Source organism: Chryseobacterium sp. StRB126, from assembly GCF_000829375.1.
GTDB lineage: Bacteria > Bacteroidota > Bacteroidia > Flavobacteriales > Weeksellaceae > Chryseobacterium.
Window position 1 is genome coordinate 2497390 of sequence record NZ_AP014624.1, and the last position, 22132, is coordinate 2519521.

The following is a 22132-nucleotide window of genomic DNA, read 5'->3' on the forward strand; positions in this document are numbered from 1 at the left end:
ATTAGTCCAAATAAGATAAGGTTAATGTATAAACAGACTCCGGCCCAACTTCTGTGCTGCATGAACTGGTTCTCCGTGTCTGTACCGATATTCTCTGCCCTTTAGTTAATGTGATAATATTCGAAATCGTATGATTGGTACTTCTTTTAGCATTATCTGCTGACGGTAAAGGTGATTTGGCTATAAGGACAGGGTTCGCCCCATTATCTATAAAGACTCCTACTTCTGTTATTGTTGCTCCAAGATCACCAGTATTTTTGTATACACCACCGGTAAAGAATACTGAATAATTTCCAGTTTTTCCTACAACTACATCGCCATTCTGTAACATGTAATTCGCATCCGGAGCTTTCAAGCCTGTGAAGGGGGTTTTAAACCAAACATTAGTATTTGTGTCGCTACTGGTAATTACAGGAAATCCATTTCCTGAAGCAATCGTCTTAAATAGATTCTTTCCCAAAATCTTAGTCTGGAATATATATTGCCATAGTTTTTTTGCATCATCCCAGAAATAGTACCCCTCAAAACCTGCCGTATTTGCGTTATCCAAAAAAACCAACATTCCATTCTGACTCTGAACAGGGTCCACAGATGAAAAGCGACTTACAGTTGGGAATAATATACCTGCAGAATTTTCCGGAGTACCAGTATTTTTTGCCTGTATATCCAGCAGAGCCTGCGGAGCACTGGTATTTATACCTATCCCATTCTGAGCAAACAAATACCCTAAAGGAAGCATTAAGAAAAATAAAGTTATCTTTTTCATAGCATTAAAGATTAATCGTTCAGGTACGTCATTGTGATACAGTTGGTTCCATAACCCGTGTATGATGTACTTCCCGTCTCAGTAGTTTTTTGTACTGTAACTATTATAACATCATTCTGAGCCAAATTCAAAATTCCGCTAAGCGCCACGCTAGTTGCTGTTGTGCCTTCATTAGTTATGGAGTTGGAAGTTGTCAGAACTGTTACTCCGTTCTTTTTTATCCTGTAAGTATAAATTGCTCTATTCTCATTGACTGTACCAACCGTTTTTTTTAATGCGGAATTAAAACTGAGCAGATAGGTTCCACTTTTTCCTACAGTAATCTGATTACCCGAAACAGAGAAACCTGTCGTATCATATGCCTTTAATGCACTGAATAATACATTATTCTCAGTATTTCCCGAAGCAGAATAACCAACTCCGCTAACTGCATAAATACTATCATCATACAGCCGGTTATAATTGCTAAGAAAGGAAACCCAGCTTATACCATCCCAATAATAAAAACCATCCGGAAGTGTAGCGTGCTGAAATAAGAAAACGGTATGCCCTTTCGACTGGGCAATAGGAAATGATTTTACCCTGGGAATCAAAATTCCATCCATCCCCGTAGGAGCCGAAATACTTGTTGGCTCCATATGAAGGCTTGCATTGGGAGAAGTTGTCCTTATCCCCACTTGGGCTAGAGAGAACATTGGAACGAATATAGCTCCATAAATAATAAATTTTTTTTGCATTGTATATGTTTTTAGAATTGTGTTTTACCTTTAGATATATCCTACACCAAAGCCGGGATACCATTATAATTTTTCATCTTAATCTGTATTAGTAGTAAACCTGAATAACTACAGCATTACTTGTTACAAATCACATGAAATTACTTTATGTAAGCAAAAAACTTAGGTACCAACGAAGTACTCAATGTTTCAAAATGTTGATAATCAGATGTAAGTTCTATTCGTTGAGTTTTTTTGCAACCATAAGATTGTATTATGCTGAATAGGAATATTAAGCCTTTCTTTAAATTACTTTTATTATTTTGATGGTCTGTATACGTTTAAAAGTATACTTAGCTATATCTTTAGTTGTAAAGCCTAAAAAATATATGTACAGAAGATAAGTTCAGAAACTTTAAGATTAACCTTAAGGTCCGAAATTTTTTCCGGAAATCAGGATACTGTTTCTGAAAATGTGGACCAAATTCGCGACTGTTATTCTTTGCCAGTTGAATCATTTCATCAAAGGTCTTGTACTTGTTTTATCAATCAATGGATCTGTTTTTTTCCATATTTCTGTCATTTGGAGAAAATAAAAATAATAAATTAATGAAACCGCTACAGCAACATCTCCAATAGTGATATAATAAGTCTTATTTTTTCTCTATACTTTTTTGTTTCGGACTTATACCAATAGACAGCTTGAATTAATACTTTTTAAAGACAATGATATGATCTTTATATTGTATTTCTAAAGTTTTATCTACCTTTTCAATCATGAGTTTTTTAAGATCAAAATATCCATTATTTTTCATAAATATTTTTTTACGTGGAGAAATTTAGAGTTTTAAACTTTTGAAGGCACAAAGCAAAAAATGTCATCAATTAAATCAAAAAAAATAAGGTACCAACAAAGTACCTTACCAAAATTAGTGTGGAAAACATATTAATCAGATCATATTTTTTAACCCTAGAGCGATATTCTATTTTCAGAAATATTTGAAACCCTTCCTAGATTCTAATTTCTTTATCCTGTCTGATTTCTTATCCAAACTACTATATCTTCCTGTGCAGGGATATTTAATCTTTTCCTTAAATTGTATTTATTATTTTTTATAGTCTGGACAGCTTTAAAGGTATAATTAGCAATATCTTTTGTATTGAATCCTAAATAAATATAAGCAGTTAATACAAGTTCGGAAACTTTTAAAGTAGGATTAATACTGAGAATTCTACTGCGAAAATCGGGATAAACCTCTTGAAAGCGTCCCCAGAACTCAGGATGGTTTTTTTTTGCCAATTGTATTATTTCATCAAAAGTTTCGTTTACTTTTTGCTCTAATACTTTCACCTGTAAATCTTTTTGCAAAATAGCTGTTGTATTTTCTTTCAACAATAGATCTTTTTTTTGCACTTTCTTGTAATATGCAATACTTAGTAGAACTATTAGAATTGTTACCCCTAAAAATAATCCTGCAATAATGTAATACCATTTCTTATTCGATTCTTGGATCTGTTTCTTTTCATCGTCAATGATTTTTTTTCCAGAGGTCTGTAAAGCGATCAAATTACCTTTCTCAAAGCTATCCCGAATTTTTGTATACTTTTGCAGATATTCATTAGCTTTATAAACATTGTTCTGAAGATTATATATTTCAGCGATTTCTTTATAATTCTTCATCATATTTTTAGGTCTGTTCATTTTAATTGATAAGGCGAGAGATTTTTCGTAGAACTCCAAAGCCTTATTATAGTTTTTTATATTTTCATAGTACTGGCCAGACATATAATTAAAGACTAAATAGTCGAATGGCTCCGTAGAGTTTTTTAGTAAACCTTCAGCCTCGCGAAGATAAAATTTTGCAGAGTCTAGATTTTTCTTATTTTCAAGAAAATAGCTTGTAAGGTTAGTTGCTTCTACTACTCGGGGTAAAATTTTATAAGCTTTGTGTATATAATAGTACATAGAATCATTATATCCAATCAGTCCGAAGTTTATAGCCTTATTTCCATAAATATAATGCAGGCGTTTTCTTTTTCGCTGTTTATCTTTTATTTTTAAAGCTTCCTTTAGTGCCTTATCAAAGCTTTCGTTAGATTTTTCAATCAACCCTAATTCATGATAATTTTTTCCGTAAGCGGCAAAAAATGCTGAGAGTAATGCAGGATCGTCATCAAATGTATAATAGAGAGATTCTGCCTTTTGCAGGTATACCTGTTCTTCACTGTACTTTCCCAAAGAATGAAGAAAATTTACCATGTGAATATATCCTCTTGCCCGGCCTTTTGTATAATTTATTTCCTCTGATAATTGTATTGCTTTTTTAGTTTGTTCAATCCCATCATGAATTCTGCCTTCTTGCAGGTATTGGCTTCCTATTTTATCTTGTAAACGGTCTATTTTTTCGGGAGACCATTTCTGAGTATAGAATACACTGGACAAAGACAAAAAAAAGATTAAGAATATCCTGTTTACTGCCGGGAATAATATACCTGCATTATTTTTCTGAACATTAATATTTTTTGCCCGTATATTCATTAAAGAATATAAAATATTTTTAATTATACCAATCCCTTCCTGCGTATCTGTAATTTTAAGAGAGGATAGACAAAATAAAGTTATCTTTTGCATAGAAATTAATTATTATTTACTACAGTTGGTTAGTTTCAGATTTGTGTAAGGTACTTGCTGTTTCAGTAATTCTTTTTACAGTAACTCAGAGGGTATCCATACACTAAACCCCTTTAATTGAGCAATTAAAAAGAGTTTTAATCTCACTTCTATAGGAGATGAACCGCTTGTTATTCTTAAAGACGACTGGCAAAGTGAGTAAATTTCCTTACCGACACTTGGAAATTTGTATTGGATGATCCAACAGAAAAAAATACAGTTTTTATTAGTTTTCTCATAATTATTATTCATTATTAATGGAATATAATAATTTTTGATACATATATTATAAAAATATTAAATTTTAATAAAATCAATAAATGACAAATATAATTAAATATTATAAAATAACACTAGATGATAATTAAATAAATGTTAAATAGTTAAAATAATTAAATAAAGTTTAAATAAATACCGATATTAGAAAAAATCACACAAAATTGAATAAAAAAAATAAAAATATATAACTGTTAAGTTATCAATGTATTATTGTGAAAAAATTAATCATGTTTGGGTGGGTTTTAAAGAAATCTCAAATTTTAATGGATTAATTCCATACATTTATTATATACAGATCCTTCTAAAGGAAGGAGGATAATCCCAGCAAAAAAATATATTATGTTTATCTAAATTTTGACGAATGTTATATTGAATTTGGAATTTCCTTATTGTAGATAATAATTTATAGGAAGTATTTCTGATTGAGCAATGTATTGCGGTTTGACAAGGAGTAATTTTTAGGGTTTTAAAATTTAGTTTTTCTGACCGCTTTTCACAAGATGTATATTGTTTAAACTCTCTGTTGGTTGAGGTCCTCGGAATTTCTGTGGCCTCTTTTTGTCATTTTTCAGAGAGGTTACTCAAAAGGTCACTAAAATGTTGATTTTTTTGATACTAGTGCTAAAACAAAAAACGCTGTAAACATTAATGTTTACAGCGTTTTAGCTTATTTTAGTTTCTCAACCAGCGGAGAGTGAGGGATTCGAACCCCCGGACCTGTTACAGTCAACAGTTTTCAAGACTGCCGCAATCGACCACTCTGCCAACTCTCCTTAAACTCCGATTGTATCGTTGTTTTTCAGTGGTGCAAATATAGAAAAAATTATAATAAGTCCACAAATAAAAAAATAAACTAAAATCTATTTGTCGGATTATCAGTAATATTATTTTTGTTGATGCCCTGAATTGGAAGATTCGACTTTAATTTCAGTACTGTTTTACACCATTTTGTTGATTATAAAACTTTATATTGATAAGATAGTTTCTATCTAAAACATCTTTACTGTCTGAAAAATGGTTGAAAGATTATTTCTTTTCGGTTTTAAATGATATTTTATATTCTCCCGTATCAAAAGGGTAGCCATCTTCAGATTTTGTAGCTCTATCTGTTATATAAAAGTCGTATTCCGTATCAGGATGTAAGTCAGTTGTTTCTATAGTTAGAATTGTTTTAGAATCGTTTAAACCTACAATGTTTTTTAACGGAAAATGTTCCTTTCCGTTTTTTGAAAAGCTGATAGACACTTTTTCATTCATGGGCTTTGAGAAAACAATTTGAATTTTTTTAATATCTGTACTTATATTCTGGTTGCCATTTTCAAATTCAATGATCTTTGTTAATTGGGGCTGATGTTCTTTATATTCAGAGCGTATTTGCCCGGCATTTTTTTGATCTTCAAAATAATCTGATGTTGCTAAAAACTGGAGTACATCAGTTTCATTATTGAAGTCCAACTCAATGATGTTCTTAATAGCAGCTTTCTTATCTGTCGATTTTTCATAATATTTTTTGGAAATCACATACCCTACGAAATATCCAAGATCAGGGTTTTTAGCGTTACCATTATAAAACCAGTTCTCCAATTTCTTACTCAGCATCTCGCTTTTAAAATCAGACTTTACTTTTTCATAATTTCTGAACCCATAATCAAGATAATGTGCTGTAAATTTCTTGTTTAAAGCCAGTTCTGCAATGAAATCACAGGAACCTTCTTTAATAGCCTTTGATAAAACATTGATTTCCCCGTTTTTTTGAAAAGTATGGATGAATTCATGTACCGTTACCTGCTCCAATTGTGAAGGATTTGTGAATAAGAACATTTTCCGAAGATTTTCATTCTCAAATTCCGAAACACTAGTGTTCTGATTCCCTGTTATTTTTTCTACCCCTAGCAATAAATCTTCTTTATTGGTTGTTCCGCCTGATTTCAACGCTCCAATAGTGTAGTAAATAGTTCCTTGGGAATTATTGGGGTAAAGTTTTCCAAGCTTTCTGAAAGCAGTATTGATGGTTTTAATTTTTTTTGCATCAATGAATGTGCTGGGTCTGATGGTATTCCAAAAATTAGGATATTTCTCGATTGCATTTAAATAATCTTCTTTTCCAAATTTCTTAATTTCCATGAATGCTTTTAATCCATCAGTTTTTTTATTAAGAAAGAGGGTTTCAAGAATTTCGCTTTTATTACTTTTATTTTTTTTGATACTGTCATAAGCCATCCAAAAATTATTAATATCAGTGCTAATGATTTTTTGAGCGTTTGAATAATTGAAAAAGGTCAAAACGGCTAATACAGGAAGTATACGCTTCATTGGTTTAGCTTTCATGGGCTGTCATTCAGTTTTTATAATGAAAAAAGGTACAAATCAAATGATTTGTACCTTTTTTGCGGAGAGTGAGGGATTTTGTAACCTCCCTTCATCTCTTTATTGATAAGCGTTGCGCTGTAGCATCTTCTAAAAGGCCCTAAATAGGTCACCTGCAAAAAAGCGGTAAAATCCTAATTTAAATTTTACTTAGTAAAAGTAGGAATTTTCGTTCGAATTTGCAAGTAATGATTGCTAAATTTTGAACATGTTTTTTAAAATTCATATTTGAAATTTAATATCTTTTTTCTTTTGAGAAATTCCTCAGATGAAATATTTATATAAGAAAACGAAGAAAAAATCGAAATTAAAATAAATCCTTTTATAAAGGAAATTGAATTTAAGATTTATAGGTGGAATTAAGAAATAAAGAGTCCTGTCAAGTGAACTTAACAGGATTCTATTCAAACCATTTAATAACCGATATAGATAATATTTTGAAGGTATTAAGTGATACTTAAGTGTACTTTGCTGTAATCAAATTAATCAAATCTCTATTTGTAAAAGTTTTCATAATATATGATTAATAAAATTTATTGAAAATTTACTTTAAAAAATAATAACATGTGAGTTAAATAGATGTTTTGTTTTAAAGAAAATAAATCTGAGTTACTTAACTTTTATAACGACCTTTCCTTTCGCATGTCCACTTTCAACATATTCCAGCGCTTCATTGGTTTGTTCAAAAGGGTAGATTTTGTCAATTACAGGTTTGATGATGTCAGCTTCGATAAGTTTTGCGATTTTTTCCAATTGATTTCCGTTGGCTTTCATAAAAAGAAAAGAGTAGTCGATATTTCGCTTTTTGGCTTTCCCTCTGATGCTGAAACTTAACAATGACATCACAATCTTTAAATACCAAGGCAGTTCCATTTCTTTAGCAAAATCGGGAGTTGGCGGACCTGAAATAGAAATCACCTGACCGTTTGGTTTAAGAATGTTGATTGATTTTTGTAATGTCTTATTGTCCTGACTGTTGAGTACAACATCATAATCTTTAAGCATCGTTTCGAAATCCTGCGTTTTGTAATCAATCAAAACATCTGCTCCGAGACTCTTCAAAAGTTCGAAACTTTTTTCACTCGCAGTTGTTGCAACAGTTGCTCCTAAATGTTTTGCCAATTGGATTGCTAAAGTTCCCACGCCACCTGAACCGGCCTGGATAAAGACTTTTTGTCCCTTTTTCAAATTTGCTTTTTCAACCAATGCTTGCCAAGCAGTCAGCGCTACCAAAGGAATAGAAGCGGATTCTTCCATCGTCAGGTTTTTAGGTTTAAGGGCAACATCTTTCTCATTAATAGAAATATATTCTGCAAAAGTCCCTATGTGAAAATCCGGAACCCGTGAATAGATCTCATCACCCATTTTGAATTTCTTGACATTCTTGCCAACTTTCGTGACGATTCCAGCAACATCGTGTCCTAAAATTAATGGAAATTGATAGGGTAAAAACAATTTGAATTCGCCCTTTTTGATTTTTGAATCCAAAAGATTGAGGCTGGCGGAATGAACTTCTAACAAAACGTCATTGTCACCGACTTTTGGTGCAGGAACATCTGCAAGCTGAAGTCCATCTTTCGTGTAATTGTTGATGAGGAAAGCTTTCATTTTATTAATTTTTTAAAAGTTGATGACTTTGTTTTGGATTGTTGATATTAAAGCCAATTTTCGGGAAGAATCTATTGATAAAGCTAAAAATTTTTGCGTCACCTACTCGGATGGTGTAATGGTCTTTTGACAAACCATTGATGAGACCTTCGATCATTTTTTCAGGCGTTATTTTTTTATCTTTTCTTTCTACGGTCATTTCTGTTGCAACAAGTGGTGGAATCAATTCAAAGATTTTCACTTTGCTTCCAATGATCTTTAAATGTTCCCGAAGCGAAATGGTGTAAAATGCCAATGCGGTTTTTGAGGAGGAGTAGGTTGCCTCGATCAGTGAAGGCGTTATGCTTAATATCGAAGTCGTATTGATGATTGCAGATTCATTTCTGGAGTTTAGCATATCCAAAAAAAGATTATTCAGCCTGATGACACCCAGATAATTAACTTCCATTTCGTATGCTGCACCTTCAAGATGTTTATCATTTGGAATACCGAGATTTGCAGGCGGCACAAGAACGCCCGCATTATTATATAAAATATCAATGCCACCTAATGCTTTCACTTTTTCAAAAAGAGCTTGGGCATCAGCTTCTTTTCCGGCATCACTTTGTATCGTGACGATAGATGGAAATGCTTTTTTTACGGCATCCAGCTTAGATTGGGTTCTTCCTGTAATGATCACCTTTGCGCCAATTGCTAAAAATTGCTTCGCAGCTTCGAGCCCAATTCCTGATGCGCCACCTGTGATCAAAATGGTTTTTCCTTTTAATTTCATAATAGAAAATTTAAAATTAATGAGGAATCTGCTCTGTGATCGGATTTATCAAATTATGGATGTTTTTCGTATCGCCAACCGGAACTTCGAACTGATCTTTTTCTAAAGCTAAAAACAGTTCATCTGCAACTTCAGAAGCAGGAATTCCATTAGCACCACCAATTTCTGCTGAAAATTCTGTATTGACCAATGGCGGATAAACTTCATAAACATTCAATTTATCATTGTCTGCAAAAGTATCCCGCAATCCTTGGGTGTAACTGTGGAGCGCGGCTTTGCTGGCAGAGTATGTGGGCAAAAATTTGTTTGACCTGAAAACAGCAATCGAAGAAATGTTGATGATTGCCGAATCTTCTTGTTCTAATAATTGTGGCAAAACCAACGAAGTGAAATGAATCACGCTGATGTAATTGGTGTTGATTTCCTGATATGCTTTTTCAGCAGCGTTGTTTTCGCTGTTGCTGAGGTCATTCATAAAAGCAGAACCGGCATTGTTGATGATGATATTCAGATTCGGATGATTGGTTTTGAGTTCCTCTGCAATTCGGATTCGGTCTGCTTCCAAAGATAGATCACCTGCGATAGCAACGGCATTATCCAATTCTTTTAAGGCATTTTGGAGACGCGCTTCATTTCTACCATTAATGATGATTTGATTGCCTGCATCACTTAGTTTTTTGGCAATTGCCAATCCGATTCCGGCACTTCCGCCACTGATGAATATGGTATTTCCTGTTGTTTTCATTTTGATATTTTAAAAATTTGGTTAAAAATTATTCTGATAAAAATGGATAATCTGTGTAGCCTTTTTCGCCAGGCGTGTAAAATGTGCTTTGGTCTGGAGCGTTGAGAGGAGCATCGATTTTAAATCTTTCTACCAAGTCAGGATTTGCCAGGAAAGGAACACCGAAAGATACAAGGTCGGCGTCGCCGTCATTGAGTATTTTTGTAGCTGTTTCTTTGTTGAATCCTCTGTTGATGATGATGGTGCCGTTGTAGATTTTGCGGAAATATTTTGCAACTTCCTGTATCGCGTTTTGATTATTTGAAACATCCGTAAATGGCTCAATGAGGTGGATGTATGCTAAACCGTATTCATTCAATTTAGTAACTACATAATTATAAAATTCAATGGTTTCGTCATCTACTGAGATTCCCATAATACCGTTTAAAGAAGGATTCAGACGGATTCCAACACGGCTTAGATTTACCACATTTTTCAGTTCATCCAAAATCTCAAAAAGAATTCTTGCACGATTTTCTATCGAGCCACCATATTCATCCTCACGCAGATTGCTGTTTTTGCTGAAGAATTGCTGTAGCAGATAGCCATTCGCACCGTGTAATTCCACACCATCAAAACCAGCTTCGAAAGCATTGATTGCACCTTGTTTGAAATCTGACACCGTTTGTTTGATGTCATCAATGCTCATCGCTCTAGAACTTTCACTTTTTTTGAATCCGGTAGGAGTGAAGACTTCCACATTCGGGTTGTACGCAGATGGTGCTAAAGGAGCGTTGCCATTGTGATGATCGGGATGGGAGTTGGCGCCCGTATGCCAAAGTTGAGCAAAGATTTTACCTCCTTTCTCGTGAACGGCTGAGGTGGTGAGTTTCCAACCTTCAATTTGTGCTTGGCTGTAAATGCCCGGAACGTTGATAACACCAACTGCTTCTTCACTGATGACAGTTCCTTCCGTAATAATAAGACCTGCTGATGCACGTTGGCTGTAATATTTTGCATTCAATTCTGTGGCGGTATGTTCTGGGTTGTCGGAACGGCTACGGGTTAATGGCGCCATTACCATTCTGTTTTCTAATTCTAAATCGTTGAGTTGAAAGTGCTCAAATAAGGATGTTGTATGACTCATAATTTTGTTGTTTTTAAATATGATGTATAATAGAATATGTTTTAAAATATACTTTTTAGTTTATTTTTAATTAAAAAAAATTAGATCGCGTATTGTTCTAATTCTGCTTTTAGATTTTTGATGAGTGATTGCATCGGTTTCATCGTGTCCATCGTTCGGCACATTACAATACCGCCTTCTACAGATGCCACAAGTTTGAATGCAAAAACAACAGGGTCGAGTTTGGTAGAATATTCGCCGTTCGCAATGCCTTCTTTAAGGATAGAACTAAGTCCTTCTTGCCCGACTCTGAACAATGTTGCAACCTTTTGCTTGATGACCGGGAAATTGTCATCTACTTCCACGGCTGTGTTGAAAATTGGACAACCTCCTGAAATGTAAGTGTTTATTGGGTCTTTGTAGAAATCCAAGAAGGCTGATATTTTCGCTTTAGTTGTTTTAGCATTTGAAACTGCCAAATGCATTTTGTCAGACACTTTCTTTAGCATCAATTCAATCACTTGCTCGGTAAGGTCATCTTTATTTTCGAAGTGGCCGTAGAGACAACCTTTGGTCAGTTTTGTTTCATCCAAAACGTTGTCAATGTTCACGCCAGAGATACCCTTCTTGTTATAAAGAGGTACAGCGGTTTCCAGAATAAATTGCTTTGTTTTTTCTGCTTTGGTCAACATTGGTATTGAATTATAATGCAAATATACTAAAAAGTATATTATGTTGTAATTTTTTTATCTTTGAATGATCATATTTTTAATCGTTGTTTTTAACACGGATAAGGTGAAATTAAAAACAATTGACTTTAATATTCTATAAAAAACTAAAAAATCTATGGATTATATTATAAAAAATGAGAAACTCAAGCTCATCTATGAGCCAGGAAAAGGCGCCTGGACTTATCACTTGCGTATTCCAAATTCAGAACATATCGAGGGAAAGTGGGGTGAGATAAAAGTGTCAGGTTCAATTGATGATTATAAATTAGAATCGAGAAATCTTGCGCTGACTAAAGAAGGAGACAAAATTCTTTCTATAAATAATGAGATAAGAACTGCCATCAACAAAAAAGGTGGAGAAGGGAGCAATTTTAACGCATATTCTCAATGCTCGATTAATTGCAATTTCTCCCTATCTGTCGCCATTTTATGATGACGAAGAACCCACTATAAAAGAATTTGTAGAAAATTCATCAAAGTTGAAACTGACATTGGATTTAATTCGGCAAAATAAAAAGGATATTCCGGAATCGGGACAAATTATCTATTCTGAATTGGCGGTTGCTCAATTTCCAAAACTAAAAGAATATCTAATAATAGAAATCGGTTACAAACCCGAAGAAATCGGAATTATTACCGGAGCTACCAATAAAAATCAAAGAATTTCTATTCAAAATGATTTTATTGAAGGAAAAATAAAAGTAGTCATTGGCAGTGAAGCCATTCAGGAAGGAATGAACCTTCAGGAAAACACAACAGATGTTTATATGCTCACGTTGCCATATAATTTTACGTCACTCCGACAAGTGGAAGGACGAGCGTGGAGGCAAGGAAATAAAAACGAAAATGTGAGAATTAATTTTATGCTGACCAATGACAGTATTGATGTTTTTATGCTTCAAAAACTGCAGTCCAAACAGGCAAGGTATTTAGAAGCAATGAAAAAAGGTGCCGATGTTCTGGATATTTCTGACATCAGTACACAAGAACTTAAAACGTCCATTATTACCAATCCGGAAACAAGAGCCAACATTGAAATTGAATTAATGAAAAAAAGGATTGAAAGTGAGAAAAATAAGCATCTGGCAGATAGTGCCTTTGTATTGAGAAAATATGAGGATGTTTTGAAAGTTCAAGAGTTAGTTACCAAAGCTGAACATTCATATAATAGAATTGAAGGCTATTCGAAAAATGGCGATGCAAATGCAGAATATTGGGCAACTCAATTGCCATCTTACCAAAGTACAATTGATCTGCATAAAGCTCAAGTTCAAGAAACAATTGAAAAACTAGCTGAAAAAGGAATAGATGTTACTGAAATTGAATATCAAACCAAAACCACTGAAAATAAAATTACAGAACTGGATAAAAAGCTGGATAAACTTCCAGATATCAAGAAGGATTTAATTGTTCAGTATAAAAAAGAAAAGGATGAAAGTTTAAAGCTTAATCAGAATGTGGATAGTGTAGGAGAAAGACGCGAAGAGAATTTGAGATTATTTACAATCACTGATAGGGTAGTAACCAGTGATGATTCTATTAAAAGTGATCAAATTAATGATGATAGTACATGGAATCTACAATATGAAGAAAGGAATAGTAATTCTATACCTAGAAAAAGATAGTTGCAGTACTTTGTAACGTTTTTTAATGAGTTTATAAATTCCAACTTAGCCTTATACTTTCTTTTTTAATCGTCTGATTTTCCAGATCATTCCAGAATACTCTTAATTAGACCGATTTCCTCTAATGCTATTGTTTTCAAAAGCTTGATGTTTCAACTTTGTAATAGAAATTTTAGTAAAATATAAAAGAAAACTTATGAGAGTAAACCTTGTTACTAGTGAAGATCTTCAGGAGTTCAAAATCGAATTGCTTGAAGACATTAAAGATCTTTTTAATATCAAAAGTTCAGAACAGAAATTATGGCTAAGATCATCAGAGGTTAAAGAACTTCTGAAAATTTCTACTGGAACATTACAAAATCTACGCGTCAATGGTAACTTATCTTATACTCGCGTTGGAGGTACACTGTACTATAACTACAAAGACATCGAAAAAATGTTAAATAATAAGGGTTAATTGTTTCTAACTAAAGCTAAAAATAATAAAATGAATTACATAAAACATCTTACAGGTTTTTATGAAAAGGTAGTTCAAGATAGTACTCTTAATCCTAGCCATATAAGTCTGTACATAGCTTTGTTCCAATTCTGGAATTTCAACCGTTTTAGAAATCCAATCAGTATTTCTAGGGATGAAGTAATGAGAATCAGTAAAATAAATTCAAAAGCCACTTATCACAAATGTCTTAAGAATCTTCATTCTTTGGGCTATATTGATTATCAGCCTTCCTACAATCCATTTATAGGCAGTCAAATTGTTATGCTTGATTTTGCAGGAGAATTAAAACCTGCGTCTAAGTATACAAAAAGAAAAAACTAGCTCATGGAAAAACAGACTTGAAAACATTAACTCTGAAGTTCGAGGAGCATTTTGTTAAGGTTCATTAACGAAAGAACAAGATTAACTTAAGTGGTGTTCTTAAAAAATACGAAATTTTAATTGGTTTTGAATCATAGATAGATTTAGCTTTATTGAATATAATGATAAATAGGGATTGCTAACTCATTAAGGTTCAAAGAATGCTAATTACTGATTTGGATAAGAATTTTCCAAATCTGAAAGGAATCAATATCCAAATTCTAACTGTGAGCAGTTCAAAAAGCCGTTTAAATTTTAGTCCAAATATTTGCAAATTCGAAAGGAAATTCTTAGTTTTACTAAGTAAAATTTAAATTAGGATTTTACTGCTTTTTGCCAATGTCCTATTTAGGGCCTCTTACAAGATACTGCAGCGAAACGCTTATTAATAAAGGGATTAAGACAATGGTTCGAATCCCTCTCTCGCAATACGTATTAATTTTGTCATCTAAAATTTTTTAGCACATGCTGAAACCGAAAAAAAATCCTTAATATTAACAAAATTAATTACTGCAAAAAATTCTTAGCAAAATTCAATAATTTTTAGAGAAAAACCTTTACAAATAAAGTATAAAATATAGACAAGATTCTATTTCTCAATATTAGTTATCTTATCCAATACTTGCTTTTTCCTTTCCTCTAAAGTCCCCATAACTTCTAGAATTTCATTGCTAAAATCTCCAATCCAGTCTTCTAAAATATAATTTACTTCGTGTCTTAGATTGGGCAAATCTGATTCCTGACAGGATATTAAATCGACTTTTTCTATGGGAACAAAAACTAAAAGGTCAATTTCAGCAATTGCTGTGGTCATCTCTTCGTAGAGAGAGGATATATTTTTCTTTTTTCCTACCGCATAAGTGTATGCCAATAGGTCTAATGGACACCTGTCAAAAATCACATTATCATCACTATTTTGTAGTTGTTCTACAGAAAAATTGAATTGCTCAATGTAATCATCCAATGTTGGTATTTCCGAAAATAGATATCCTTCTTCTTCAAGTTGTAAATAAGGCTCATTTATAAATTTATAATCAGATAAACTTTCAGCAATCTCTTCTGCCAAAGTTGTTTTTCCCACTCTATGTGAACCCGTAAAAGCTATTCGCATAATTAATATTTTAGAATTTTTAATTCAATGTTTCCAAAAGTTATCAGATGACTATCTGGGTCAAGGAAAGAAAAAAAAATCCCAATTTTTTTCAGCTAAATGTCCATTAGGATGGATTGGAACTTTATTTTCGAGAAATGTGTTGTACAAATTTTCAATGGTTTTGATTTCAATATTTTGATTGAATAACTGTATTTCAAAATCTAAAAAAATTCCCAAGCTTCTAAACATATTCTAATAATTTCTCTAATACCGTGACGATTTAATATCAAATTTACACATTACAGCAATAATATGAATGATATTCAATAATATATTTGATCGTAATAAAAAGAAAACAAAGCGTAACTTAACTCAACTAATCGCTCAACAATTCTTTTAAATTTCATTTAGAACTATAGGTAACAAAATTTCATTCTTTTAAGTTATAGAAGAATCAATTATCACTGTACTGTAAAACTTTTTCAATTATTAATAACTAATCTACAGAGCTTTTTACTCTTTACTTTTAAATATCTTCCTCAAAATCGCCATATCATCACTCACTTTCTGATCAAGAATCTTTGCATAATGTTGAGTCGTTTTTATATTTGTATGCCCCAGCATTTTACTTACGCTTTCTATGGGGACACCATTTGATAACGTTACAGTGGTGGCAAATGTATGCCTTGCTATATGAAATGTTAATTCCTTGTTGATTCCACAAACATTCGCAATTTCTTTAAGATAGGAATTCATTTTTTGATTACTGAGGACAGGAAACAATACATTTAAATTTACACATTCCAGATGGTCTTCATATTTTAAAATCAGCTCCTGCGCTAAAGGTAGTAATGGCACTCTGGTTGAAGTATCGGTTTTCTGACGATTTGTAAATATCCATTTGTCGCCATCTATTCCGAGAGTGATGTTAGATTTCGATAATTTTTTAACATCTATATAAGCTAATCCTGTATAGCAACTGAAAAGGAAAATGTCACGTACTTGATTCAATCTGTCCGATGCAAATTCCTTATCATAAATCGCCTGAATTTCTTCTCTGTTAAGATACCGGTCGTTCCACCACCTTAAGCTTTGCTTTGTAACCTAAAAAGGGATCTTTAGCAAGCCAGCCATTCGCCATACATAACCTAATAATCTTTTTGAAATTCTTTATATACTTTATTGCTGTATTGTTCGCACATTTGCGTACACTACGAAGCCAAAAATCATAATCCATAATGAAAGCGTGGTCGATCTTTGTAATGTCAATATCAGAAGTTTTATATTTCCAGATTAGGAATTCCTGTGTGTGTTTTAAGGAAGTTTTGTATCGTTCCAATGTACCGGGAGCAAAATCCTGACCCACCAATGCTTCTACTTTATCATTATGATCCTGGAAAATGGGGATTAGCATTCTTGTGGAAATGTCAGTCCCAAGCAGTTTAGATTTTAAACTATCTGCAGTTATGAAGTCTTCTTCTTTGAGCATAAGATAATGAAAATCGTAAACTTGCTGTTCCAAATTTTTAAGGTAAGAGTTCAATGTTTTGGCTTCTTGACTATTGCCTATGGCTTTCTGTGATTTATTATCCCATTTCTTTGGGTCGATATATCTTTTAGCCGCAATCTCTGCTGCCTTGCCGTCTATCGTGATTCGTAAGTAGATAGGAGCGGTTCCATTTGTTCTGATTTTATTCTTTTTTATAAAGAATAGCAGGTTGAATGTTTTGTTCATTGTGTGATAACTTTAATTATTTAATAATTTACTTTTTGTTACCACTTTTTGCAAGATGTTCAATCGTTAGACTCCTTATTGGTCAGGTTTTCCAGAGATTTTAGTGACCTATTTTGATATTTTCACGATAGGTCACTAAATAGGTCACTTTTAATATGGCCTTTTTTGATTTTCTTTGATACTAACGTAAAACAAAAAACGCTGTAAACATTGATGTTTACAGCGTTTTAGCTTATTTTAGTTTCTCAACCAGCGGAGAGTGAGGGATTCGAACCCCCGGACCTGTTACAGTCAACAGTTTTCAAGACTGCCGCAATCGACCACTCTGCCAACTCTCCTTAAACTCCGAATATATCGTTGTTTTTAGTGGTGCAAATATAGGGAGTTTTTAATTTATGGCAAAATATTTTTCAATAAAATTTAATATTTTTTGACTTGGCCAGCAGAGAGGAGGTTTTCATGTACTTTATTTAGACTTACGAAATGTTTCTAAAGTTTTGAATATTATTCCTTTAAAGACTGTTTCATCAAATTTTACGGCAACATCAGAAATTGTAGCTCCGGTAGTAACTTCCAACCTCTCTCTTCCAGCTTCCAGCCTATTATCCTTAATTTTATGATCCCGAACTCGGGTTATTTAATAACTATTCAATATTTAAATTGGAAATATAATTGATTTTTAACAATGCCTGCTTGAATCATTCATACTGTGACAGACTCAGATTTTGAGACCGTTTCATATAATGAATTTTCCGAAGGCTGATTTCTTACAAAAAAACGTAATGAAATAGTTAGGGGATAAAGATCTGTTTGATACCTAGGGATATAGGGGAGTATATGCTTCCCGCTTTGCAGGCTTCCATAGAACACTCAAAAGGATTACTTCCGGCTTTGGTTCACACGGCAGAAAATAATGTGCTTCATGATAAAGGAGAAGCATATGCAAAAAAATTAAATGAAGTAGCTGAATAAGTTACCCTTACAAGATACAGCGGTCTAATTTATGACTACGGCCTGTTGAATTCTTTAGCAGGTGTGCCGGTTATACAAATAGCTATTTTACAGGCTGCTGAAGTTATAAAAGAACAACTTAATCAATAGATTGTCGGAGTAGAGGTAATTCGGGCCAGCTTTAGCTGGCCCGAATTACCTTTTTACTGCTGAATACTCTCTTTATCCTATACATATGTTTAGGGTTGTACTGAGATTCAATATTATATTCTGTTTTTTCGTTCAAAAACAAAATATATAATAATTACACTAACGAACATTAAAATGGAAGCCAGCAAAAATGGGGCTCCTGAAAATTCGAAAGGAGCTTTTTCGTGAGTAAAATAATAAAATAAATTTGTCATTACTGGGGGACCGATGATGGAGGTTGCACTTACTAAACTCGTTAATGCTCCCTGAAGCTCACCTTGTTCATTAGAAGGAATATGTTTAGTGATAACTGATTGAAGTGAAGGGCCACAGATTCCTCCCAGGCTGTATATAATAAGAAAGGCAAACATCATCCATCCCTGGCTGGCAAATGCAAACAAGAGAAGTCCTGTCGAATAGCATATCAAACCATAATAAATACTTTTGTATTCTCCCAGTTGAGGAGTTGTCCATCGTATCAAAACACCCTGAACCAATCCTAGCAATAAACCGAGCACTCCAAGAGAGATTCCTACCATCCGTTCATCCCAGCCAAATTCATACATTGTAAAAAAATGCCAGTTGCTCTGCACGGCATGAATTCCAATATAAATAAGGACCAAAGCGATGATTAAACCGGAAATTTCACGATGTTTTCCTAAAAAGAGCAGTGACCCAACCGGGTTAGCCCGTTTCCAGTCAAAAGGTCTGCGTTTGTTTTTATCAAGACTTTCAGGAAGAATAAAGTATCCGTAAAGAAAATTTAAAAAACACAGGCCGGCAGCAGTGTAAAAAGGAACTCTTGCTCCATAATGGCCCAGTAGCCCACCAATAATGGGTCCGATAATGAATCCCATTCCGAAGGCAGCGCCTATCATACCAAAATTTTTAGCTCTGTTTTTGTCAGTTGAGATATCAGCGATATATGCACTTGCTGTGGATATGCTGGCTCCTGTAAACCCGGCAATAATTCTTCCTACAAATAGCCAACGGATGGAGGGAGCGAGAGCCAGAAAAATGTAGTCTGCAGTAAATCCCAAAAGAGAAATTAGAATAACTGGACGTCTTCCATACCGATCGCTGAGGTTTCCAACCAAGGGAGAAAATATAAATTGTGTAAATGCATAGGCAAATCCTAACCAGCCACCATATTGTGCGGCTTCACTGATGTCCCCATGAATAAGTTCTTTAATCAGTTTGGGAACCACCGGAAGAATAATTCCCCATCCTGTAATGTCTATGAGCAAGGTTATAAATATGAATCCCATTGCTGCCTTTTTTGTTGAATTTTTCATGGTGTAAAAGTAAAACAGGGAGTGCCCGATTTCTTTTACAATTTTGTAGTGTTTGTATACAATTTATAAGATCTGTGAGTAGAAATGTCTGTCGTTTATAACCCGTTCCGGAAAGTTCTTGGTGAAACTCCGGTGATCTTTTTGAAAAATCTGCAGAATACACTTGAATTTTCGAAATTCAGCTCATAGCCAACCTGTTTAATGGATAAACTTGTTGATTTAAGTAACGTTTTAGCATGCAGAATCATGGCATGGTCAATCCATTGCAGTACAGATTTTCCTGTTTTCTGCTTTAGAAAAGTGGACAGATATTGTGGTGTTAAATGAAGTTTTTCCGCATAAAATGTAACATTTCGCTGCTGGGTAGCATATTTTGAAATCAATAGATAAAAACCATCGATAATATCATGGGTACGGCTTTTAATAAAGTTATTGTGATCTGCTAAATCTGAGTAAGCTTCTGAAATCATGCACATCATAGCAATCACAAGATGCCTCAGTATCTCGGCCTTCCTTGGACTGGGACTTTTGTGGTAGGTGTTTTGAATTAATGCTACAAGTTCTTTTTGTAGATCTGTTTCTTCAGATCGAAGTCTGATAACCGGTTGCCACCGGATCTGATGGTTCATTACAAATTCACGTAGGATCGGAAAGGCGGCAATAAAATCTAAGGAAAGTCCAATGGTTACAATTTCAGCATCTTCACTCAGAGATTGAGTGTCAATCATCAATTGTGGTTGTAAGACTGCAATATCTCCTGCATTGAGTTCATATTCCATAAAGTGGATCTGAGCTTTCATGGATCCCTGTATCATAAATCCTAACAATAACCCATCAAATACGCGGGTGTGTTCAGTAAATTCTTTTCCAGGATGGTTTTGTTGATGGAGAATAACGATGCCTTCCATCTTTTTTGAAGGATCAATATTGTACAGTTTATAGACATTGTCAGAAGTTAAGAATAAAGCCATATTCAAATTTCGTAAAAATTGCACATTTATTCCATAAAATAAAGTTTGATATTTAGTGATGCATTACAAATTGTATGTAAATTCCATTAAATTGTAAACAAAAACACTCTCTTTAGGAGTTGCGAAGAGAGGAAGCTTTAAAATAATTACTTTTGCTGACAACATTCATAAGATAATGAAGAGTGCAAAAGAATTTATTACTAAAGAAATTAATAGACTGAACGGTTTAATCAGCAAGAAAGGAGATCAAGAATCTAATGTACTGTTAAAGAAAGAGCTATCAAACGTTATTCATTTATTGGAGGTGTTTGATCGTTTTCAGATCAGTAAAAAGACCATTGATGCGATTTTTGAGCTTCCGGATTCCCATACCGGATACTCCGATTACAGAATCATGAACGATTGTGAATCGGATGATCCAATGCAATGGGTTGAGCTTAAGATAAATGATGAGAATATTAAACTGTCAGAAGGTGATATCATTATCAGAAAGAAATAAAAAACAATACTCTTTTAGAAAAATAAAACCATCAGATTCTTCATTCAATTGGATTATCCGAATAAATTTTTACGATTATTATTGAAAATATCCGGAATATTGCCCTCTATCAATACGTCAAAAAATTTCCCATATCCATTTTCTATTTTATATTCCAGTTCGTTTTGATAGAGTGGGAAGAGTGTATGCAGGGTAATGATCCTGTCATCGTAATTAATTGTAGCAAATAAGTTCAGTAGACTTATATTTTTGATTATTTATGAAAACGCAGAATGTATAATTTTATCCGATAGTGTTAAACGCAGAGAGAATATTTGTATACATTTGTTGGTGAGATTGAAACCCTTATATCCATCATAGAACAAAATAATTATACCATGGAATTTTCACCATTTAATAACATTGTTAAGCTTTGCATCCAGGGAATGGCCATGGAAGAGCAAGACAAATCTGAAGAAGCCGGAAAGCTATTTGAACAAGGCTGGAATGAAGCAGCAGACGATGTTGAAAAATTTCTTGCTGCTTATTATATGGCCCGACATCAAACAACACCTTCCGAACGGTTAAAGTGGCTTGAAACAGCTTTGCAGCATGCTTTAAGTACAAATGATGACAGTGCTAAAAGTGCTTTATATTCTCTTTATTTAAAGATTGCTGAATGTTATGAAGAACTTTCTGATCCACAAAAAGCAAAAAAATATAATGAGTTGGCGGTGTCTGTAAAAGATAAAATATTTGATAAAGGACCTTTTTATCATGGGACAAAAGCAGATCTGAAAATAGATGACCTGTTAGTAGCAGGAGGGGATTCCAATTATAAGTCTGAACTCAAAATGAACCATATTTACTTTACGGCATTGGTGAATGGTGCAGGGCTTGCGGCGGCTTTAGCAAAAGGAGATGGAACCGAACGGGTATATATTGTAGAACCCACAGGTATTTTTGAAAATGATCCGAATCTGACGGATAAAAAATTTCCGGGTAATCTCACCCGTTCTTATCGGTCAGAAGCTCCATTGAAAATTATTGGGGAAGCAACATGGAGTAAGCCAGGTCCTGAAGAGCTTCAAAAATTCCGTGGAAAGCTGGAAAATAATAAAGGAGAAATAATCAATTAACCGGACAGTTTTCGGGTATATCAAAATAAAAAGCGAT

General features: G+C 33.6%; 22 protein-coding genes and 2 tRNA genes. 7 read left to right on the top strand and 17 right to left on the bottom strand.

Translation table 11 applies throughout. The annotated features are described in order from the left end of the window. Position 1 precedes the first annotated feature (1 nt). From CHSO_RS11250 to CHSO_RS11295, 10 genes are all read right to left on the bottom strand, one after another. Positions 2 to 766, bottom strand: coding sequence for a hypothetical protein (locus CHSO_RS11250; RefSeq protein WP_144428905.1), 765 nt, complete (start codon positions 764 to 766; stop codon positions 2 to 4). An 11-nt stretch (positions 767 to 777) separates the two neighbouring features. Beyond that, the gene (locus CHSO_RS11255; protein WP_045495950.1) at positions 778 to 1503 is read right to left on the bottom strand and encodes a hypothetical protein; all 726 of its coding nucleotides are present in this window, start codon (positions 1501 to 1503) and stop codon (positions 778 to 780) included. Between the two features lie 1006 nt (positions 1504 to 2509). Continuing rightward, entirely contained in the window at positions 2510 to 4021 is a 1512-nt protein-coding gene (locus CHSO_RS11260) for a tetratricopeptide repeat protein (RefSeq protein ID WP_144428906.1), read from the bottom strand. A 1099-nt stretch (positions 4022 to 5120) separates the two neighbouring features. Continuing rightward, positions 5121 to 5205: transfer RNA gene (locus CHSO_RS11265), tRNA-Ser, on the bottom strand. 253 nt (positions 5206 to 5458) lie between these two features. Next, on the bottom strand, positions 5459 to 6760 hold the full coding sequence (locus CHSO_RS11270; RefSeq protein WP_232509187.1) for a hypothetical protein: 1302 nt from the start codon (positions 6758 to 6760) through the stop codon (positions 5459 to 5461). 648 nt (positions 6761 to 7408) lie between these two features. Further along, positions 7409 to 8407 (bottom strand): NADP-dependent oxidoreductase, encoded by a 999-nt coding sequence (locus CHSO_RS11275; RefSeq protein WP_045495954.1) that lies wholly within the window; start codon positions 8405 to 8407, stop codon positions 7409 to 7411. Positions 8408 to 8411: 4 nt separating this feature from the next. Beyond that, on the bottom strand, positions 8412 to 9179 hold the full coding sequence (locus tag CHSO_RS11280; RefSeq protein ID WP_045495958.1) for an SDR family oxidoreductase: 768 nt from the start codon (positions 9177 to 9179) through the stop codon (positions 8412 to 8414). Between the two features lie 16 nt (positions 9180 to 9195). Continuing rightward, a complete protein-coding gene (locus CHSO_RS11285; protein WP_045495959.1) occupies positions 9196 to 9924 on the bottom strand; it encodes an SDR family oxidoreductase in 729 nt (242 codons plus the stop codon). A gap of 28 nt (positions 9925 to 9952) precedes the next feature. Beyond that, complete coding sequence (locus CHSO_RS11290; protein WP_045495960.1) at positions 9953 to 11050, bottom strand: alkene reductase; 1098 nt, start codon at positions 11048 to 11050, stop codon at positions 9953 to 9955. A gap of 80 nt (positions 11051 to 11130) precedes the next feature. Further along, positions 11131 to 11721 (bottom strand): TetR/AcrR family transcriptional regulator, encoded by a 591-nt coding sequence (locus tag CHSO_RS11295; RefSeq protein ID WP_045495961.1) that lies wholly within the window; start codon positions 11719 to 11721, stop codon positions 11131 to 11133. A 154-nt stretch (positions 11722 to 11875) separates the two neighbouring features. Between CHSO_RS11295 and CHSO_RS26515 the strand changes: the two genes are divergently transcribed. The 4 genes from CHSO_RS26515 to CHSO_RS11315 all read left to right on the top strand — a co-directional run bounded on the left by CHSO_RS26515 (position 11876) and on the right by CHSO_RS11315 (position 14205). Next, on the top strand, positions 11876 to 12193 hold the full coding sequence (locus CHSO_RS26515; protein WP_144428907.1) for a DUF1905 domain-containing protein: 318 nt from the start codon (positions 11876 to 11878) through the stop codon (positions 12191 to 12193). Then, entirely contained in the window at positions 12114 to 13385 is a 1272-nt protein-coding gene (locus tag CHSO_RS11305; RefSeq protein ID WP_316932467.1) for a helicase C-terminal domain-containing protein, read from the top strand. Before CHSO_RS26515 ends, CHSO_RS11305 begins: the two co-directional genes overlap by 80 nt. Before the next feature lie 196 nt (positions 13386 to 13581). After that, complete coding sequence (locus CHSO_RS11310; RefSeq protein ID WP_045495965.1) at positions 13582 to 13842, top strand: helix-turn-helix domain-containing protein; 261 nt, start codon at positions 13582 to 13584, stop codon at positions 13840 to 13842. A gap of 30 nt (positions 13843 to 13872) precedes the next feature. Further along, entirely contained in the window at positions 13873 to 14205 is a 333-nt protein-coding gene (locus CHSO_RS11315; protein ID WP_232509188.1) for a hypothetical protein, read from the top strand. Positions 14206 to 14833: 628 nt separating this feature from the next. Here CHSO_RS11315 and CHSO_RS11320 read toward each other — a convergent pair. The 4 genes from CHSO_RS11320 to CHSO_RS11330 all read right to left on the bottom strand — a co-directional run bounded on the left by CHSO_RS11320 (position 14834) and on the right by CHSO_RS11330 (position 17410). Next, on the bottom strand, positions 14834 to 15355 hold the full coding sequence (locus CHSO_RS11320; protein WP_045495967.1) for an AAA family ATPase: 522 nt from the start codon (positions 15353 to 15355) through the stop codon (positions 14834 to 14836). Between the two features lie 495 nt (positions 15356 to 15850). Next, a complete protein-coding gene (locus tag CHSO_RS26520) occupies positions 15851 to 16348 on the bottom strand; it encodes a site-specific integrase (protein ID WP_316932468.1) in 498 nt (165 codons plus the stop codon). A 49-nt stretch (positions 16349 to 16397) separates the two neighbouring features. Next, positions 16398 to 17072 carry a phage integrase SAM-like domain and Arm DNA-binding domain-containing protein gene (locus CHSO_RS26525; RefSeq protein WP_316932469.1) on the bottom strand — a complete coding sequence of 225 codons (675 nt, stop codon included), beginning with the start codon at positions 17070 to 17072 and terminating at the stop codon, positions 16398 to 16400. A gap of 253 nt (positions 17073 to 17325) precedes the next feature. After that, a tRNA-Ser gene (locus tag CHSO_RS11330) sits at positions 17326 to 17410 on the bottom strand. 472 nt (positions 17411 to 17882) lie between these two features. Here CHSO_RS11330 and CHSO_RS26270 point away from each other — a divergent pair. Continuing rightward, the gene (locus CHSO_RS26270) at positions 17883 to 18044 is read left to right on the top strand and encodes an alpha/beta hydrolase fold domain-containing protein (protein ID WP_232509189.1); all 162 of its coding nucleotides are present in this window, start codon (positions 17883 to 17885) and stop codon (positions 18042 to 18044) included. Between the two features lie 242 nt (positions 18045 to 18286). On the opposite strand, the gene CHSO_RS11335 is transcribed toward CHSO_RS26270, so the two are convergent. Then, positions 18287 to 19507, bottom strand: a complete 1221-nt coding sequence (locus CHSO_RS11335) for a TCR/Tet family MFS transporter (protein WP_045495968.1) — start codon at positions 19505 to 19507, stop codon at positions 18287 to 18289. Positions 19508 to 19602: 95 nt separating this feature from the next. Next, positions 19603 to 20478, bottom strand: a complete 876-nt coding sequence (locus CHSO_RS11340; RefSeq protein WP_045495970.1) for a helix-turn-helix domain-containing protein — start codon at positions 20476 to 20478, stop codon at positions 19603 to 19605. Positions 20479 to 20653: 175 nt separating this feature from the next. Here CHSO_RS11340 and CHSO_RS25015 point away from each other — a divergent pair, with 175 nt between their 5' ends. Continuing rightward, positions 20654 to 20977 (top strand): hypothetical protein, encoded by a 324-nt coding sequence (locus CHSO_RS25015; RefSeq protein ID WP_052480572.1) that lies wholly within the window; start codon positions 20654 to 20656, stop codon positions 20975 to 20977. Positions 20978 to 21030: 53 nt separating this feature from the next. Here the strand turns inward: CHSO_RS25015 and CHSO_RS26615 are convergent, their stop codons facing one another. Next, on the bottom strand, positions 21031 to 21234 hold the full coding sequence (locus CHSO_RS26615; RefSeq protein WP_084221076.1) for a suppressor of fused domain protein: 204 nt from the start codon (positions 21232 to 21234) through the stop codon (positions 21031 to 21033). 450 nt (positions 21235 to 21684) lie between these two features. On the opposite strand from CHSO_RS26615, the gene arr reads away from it, so the two are divergent. Then, positions 21685 to 22095 (top strand): NAD(+)--rifampin ADP-ribosyltransferase, encoded by a 411-nt coding sequence (gene arr / locus CHSO_RS26620; RefSeq protein ID WP_410493406.1) that lies wholly within the window; start codon positions 21685 to 21687, stop codon positions 22093 to 22095. The last annotated feature ends 37 nt before the right edge of the window (positions 22096 to 22132 follow it).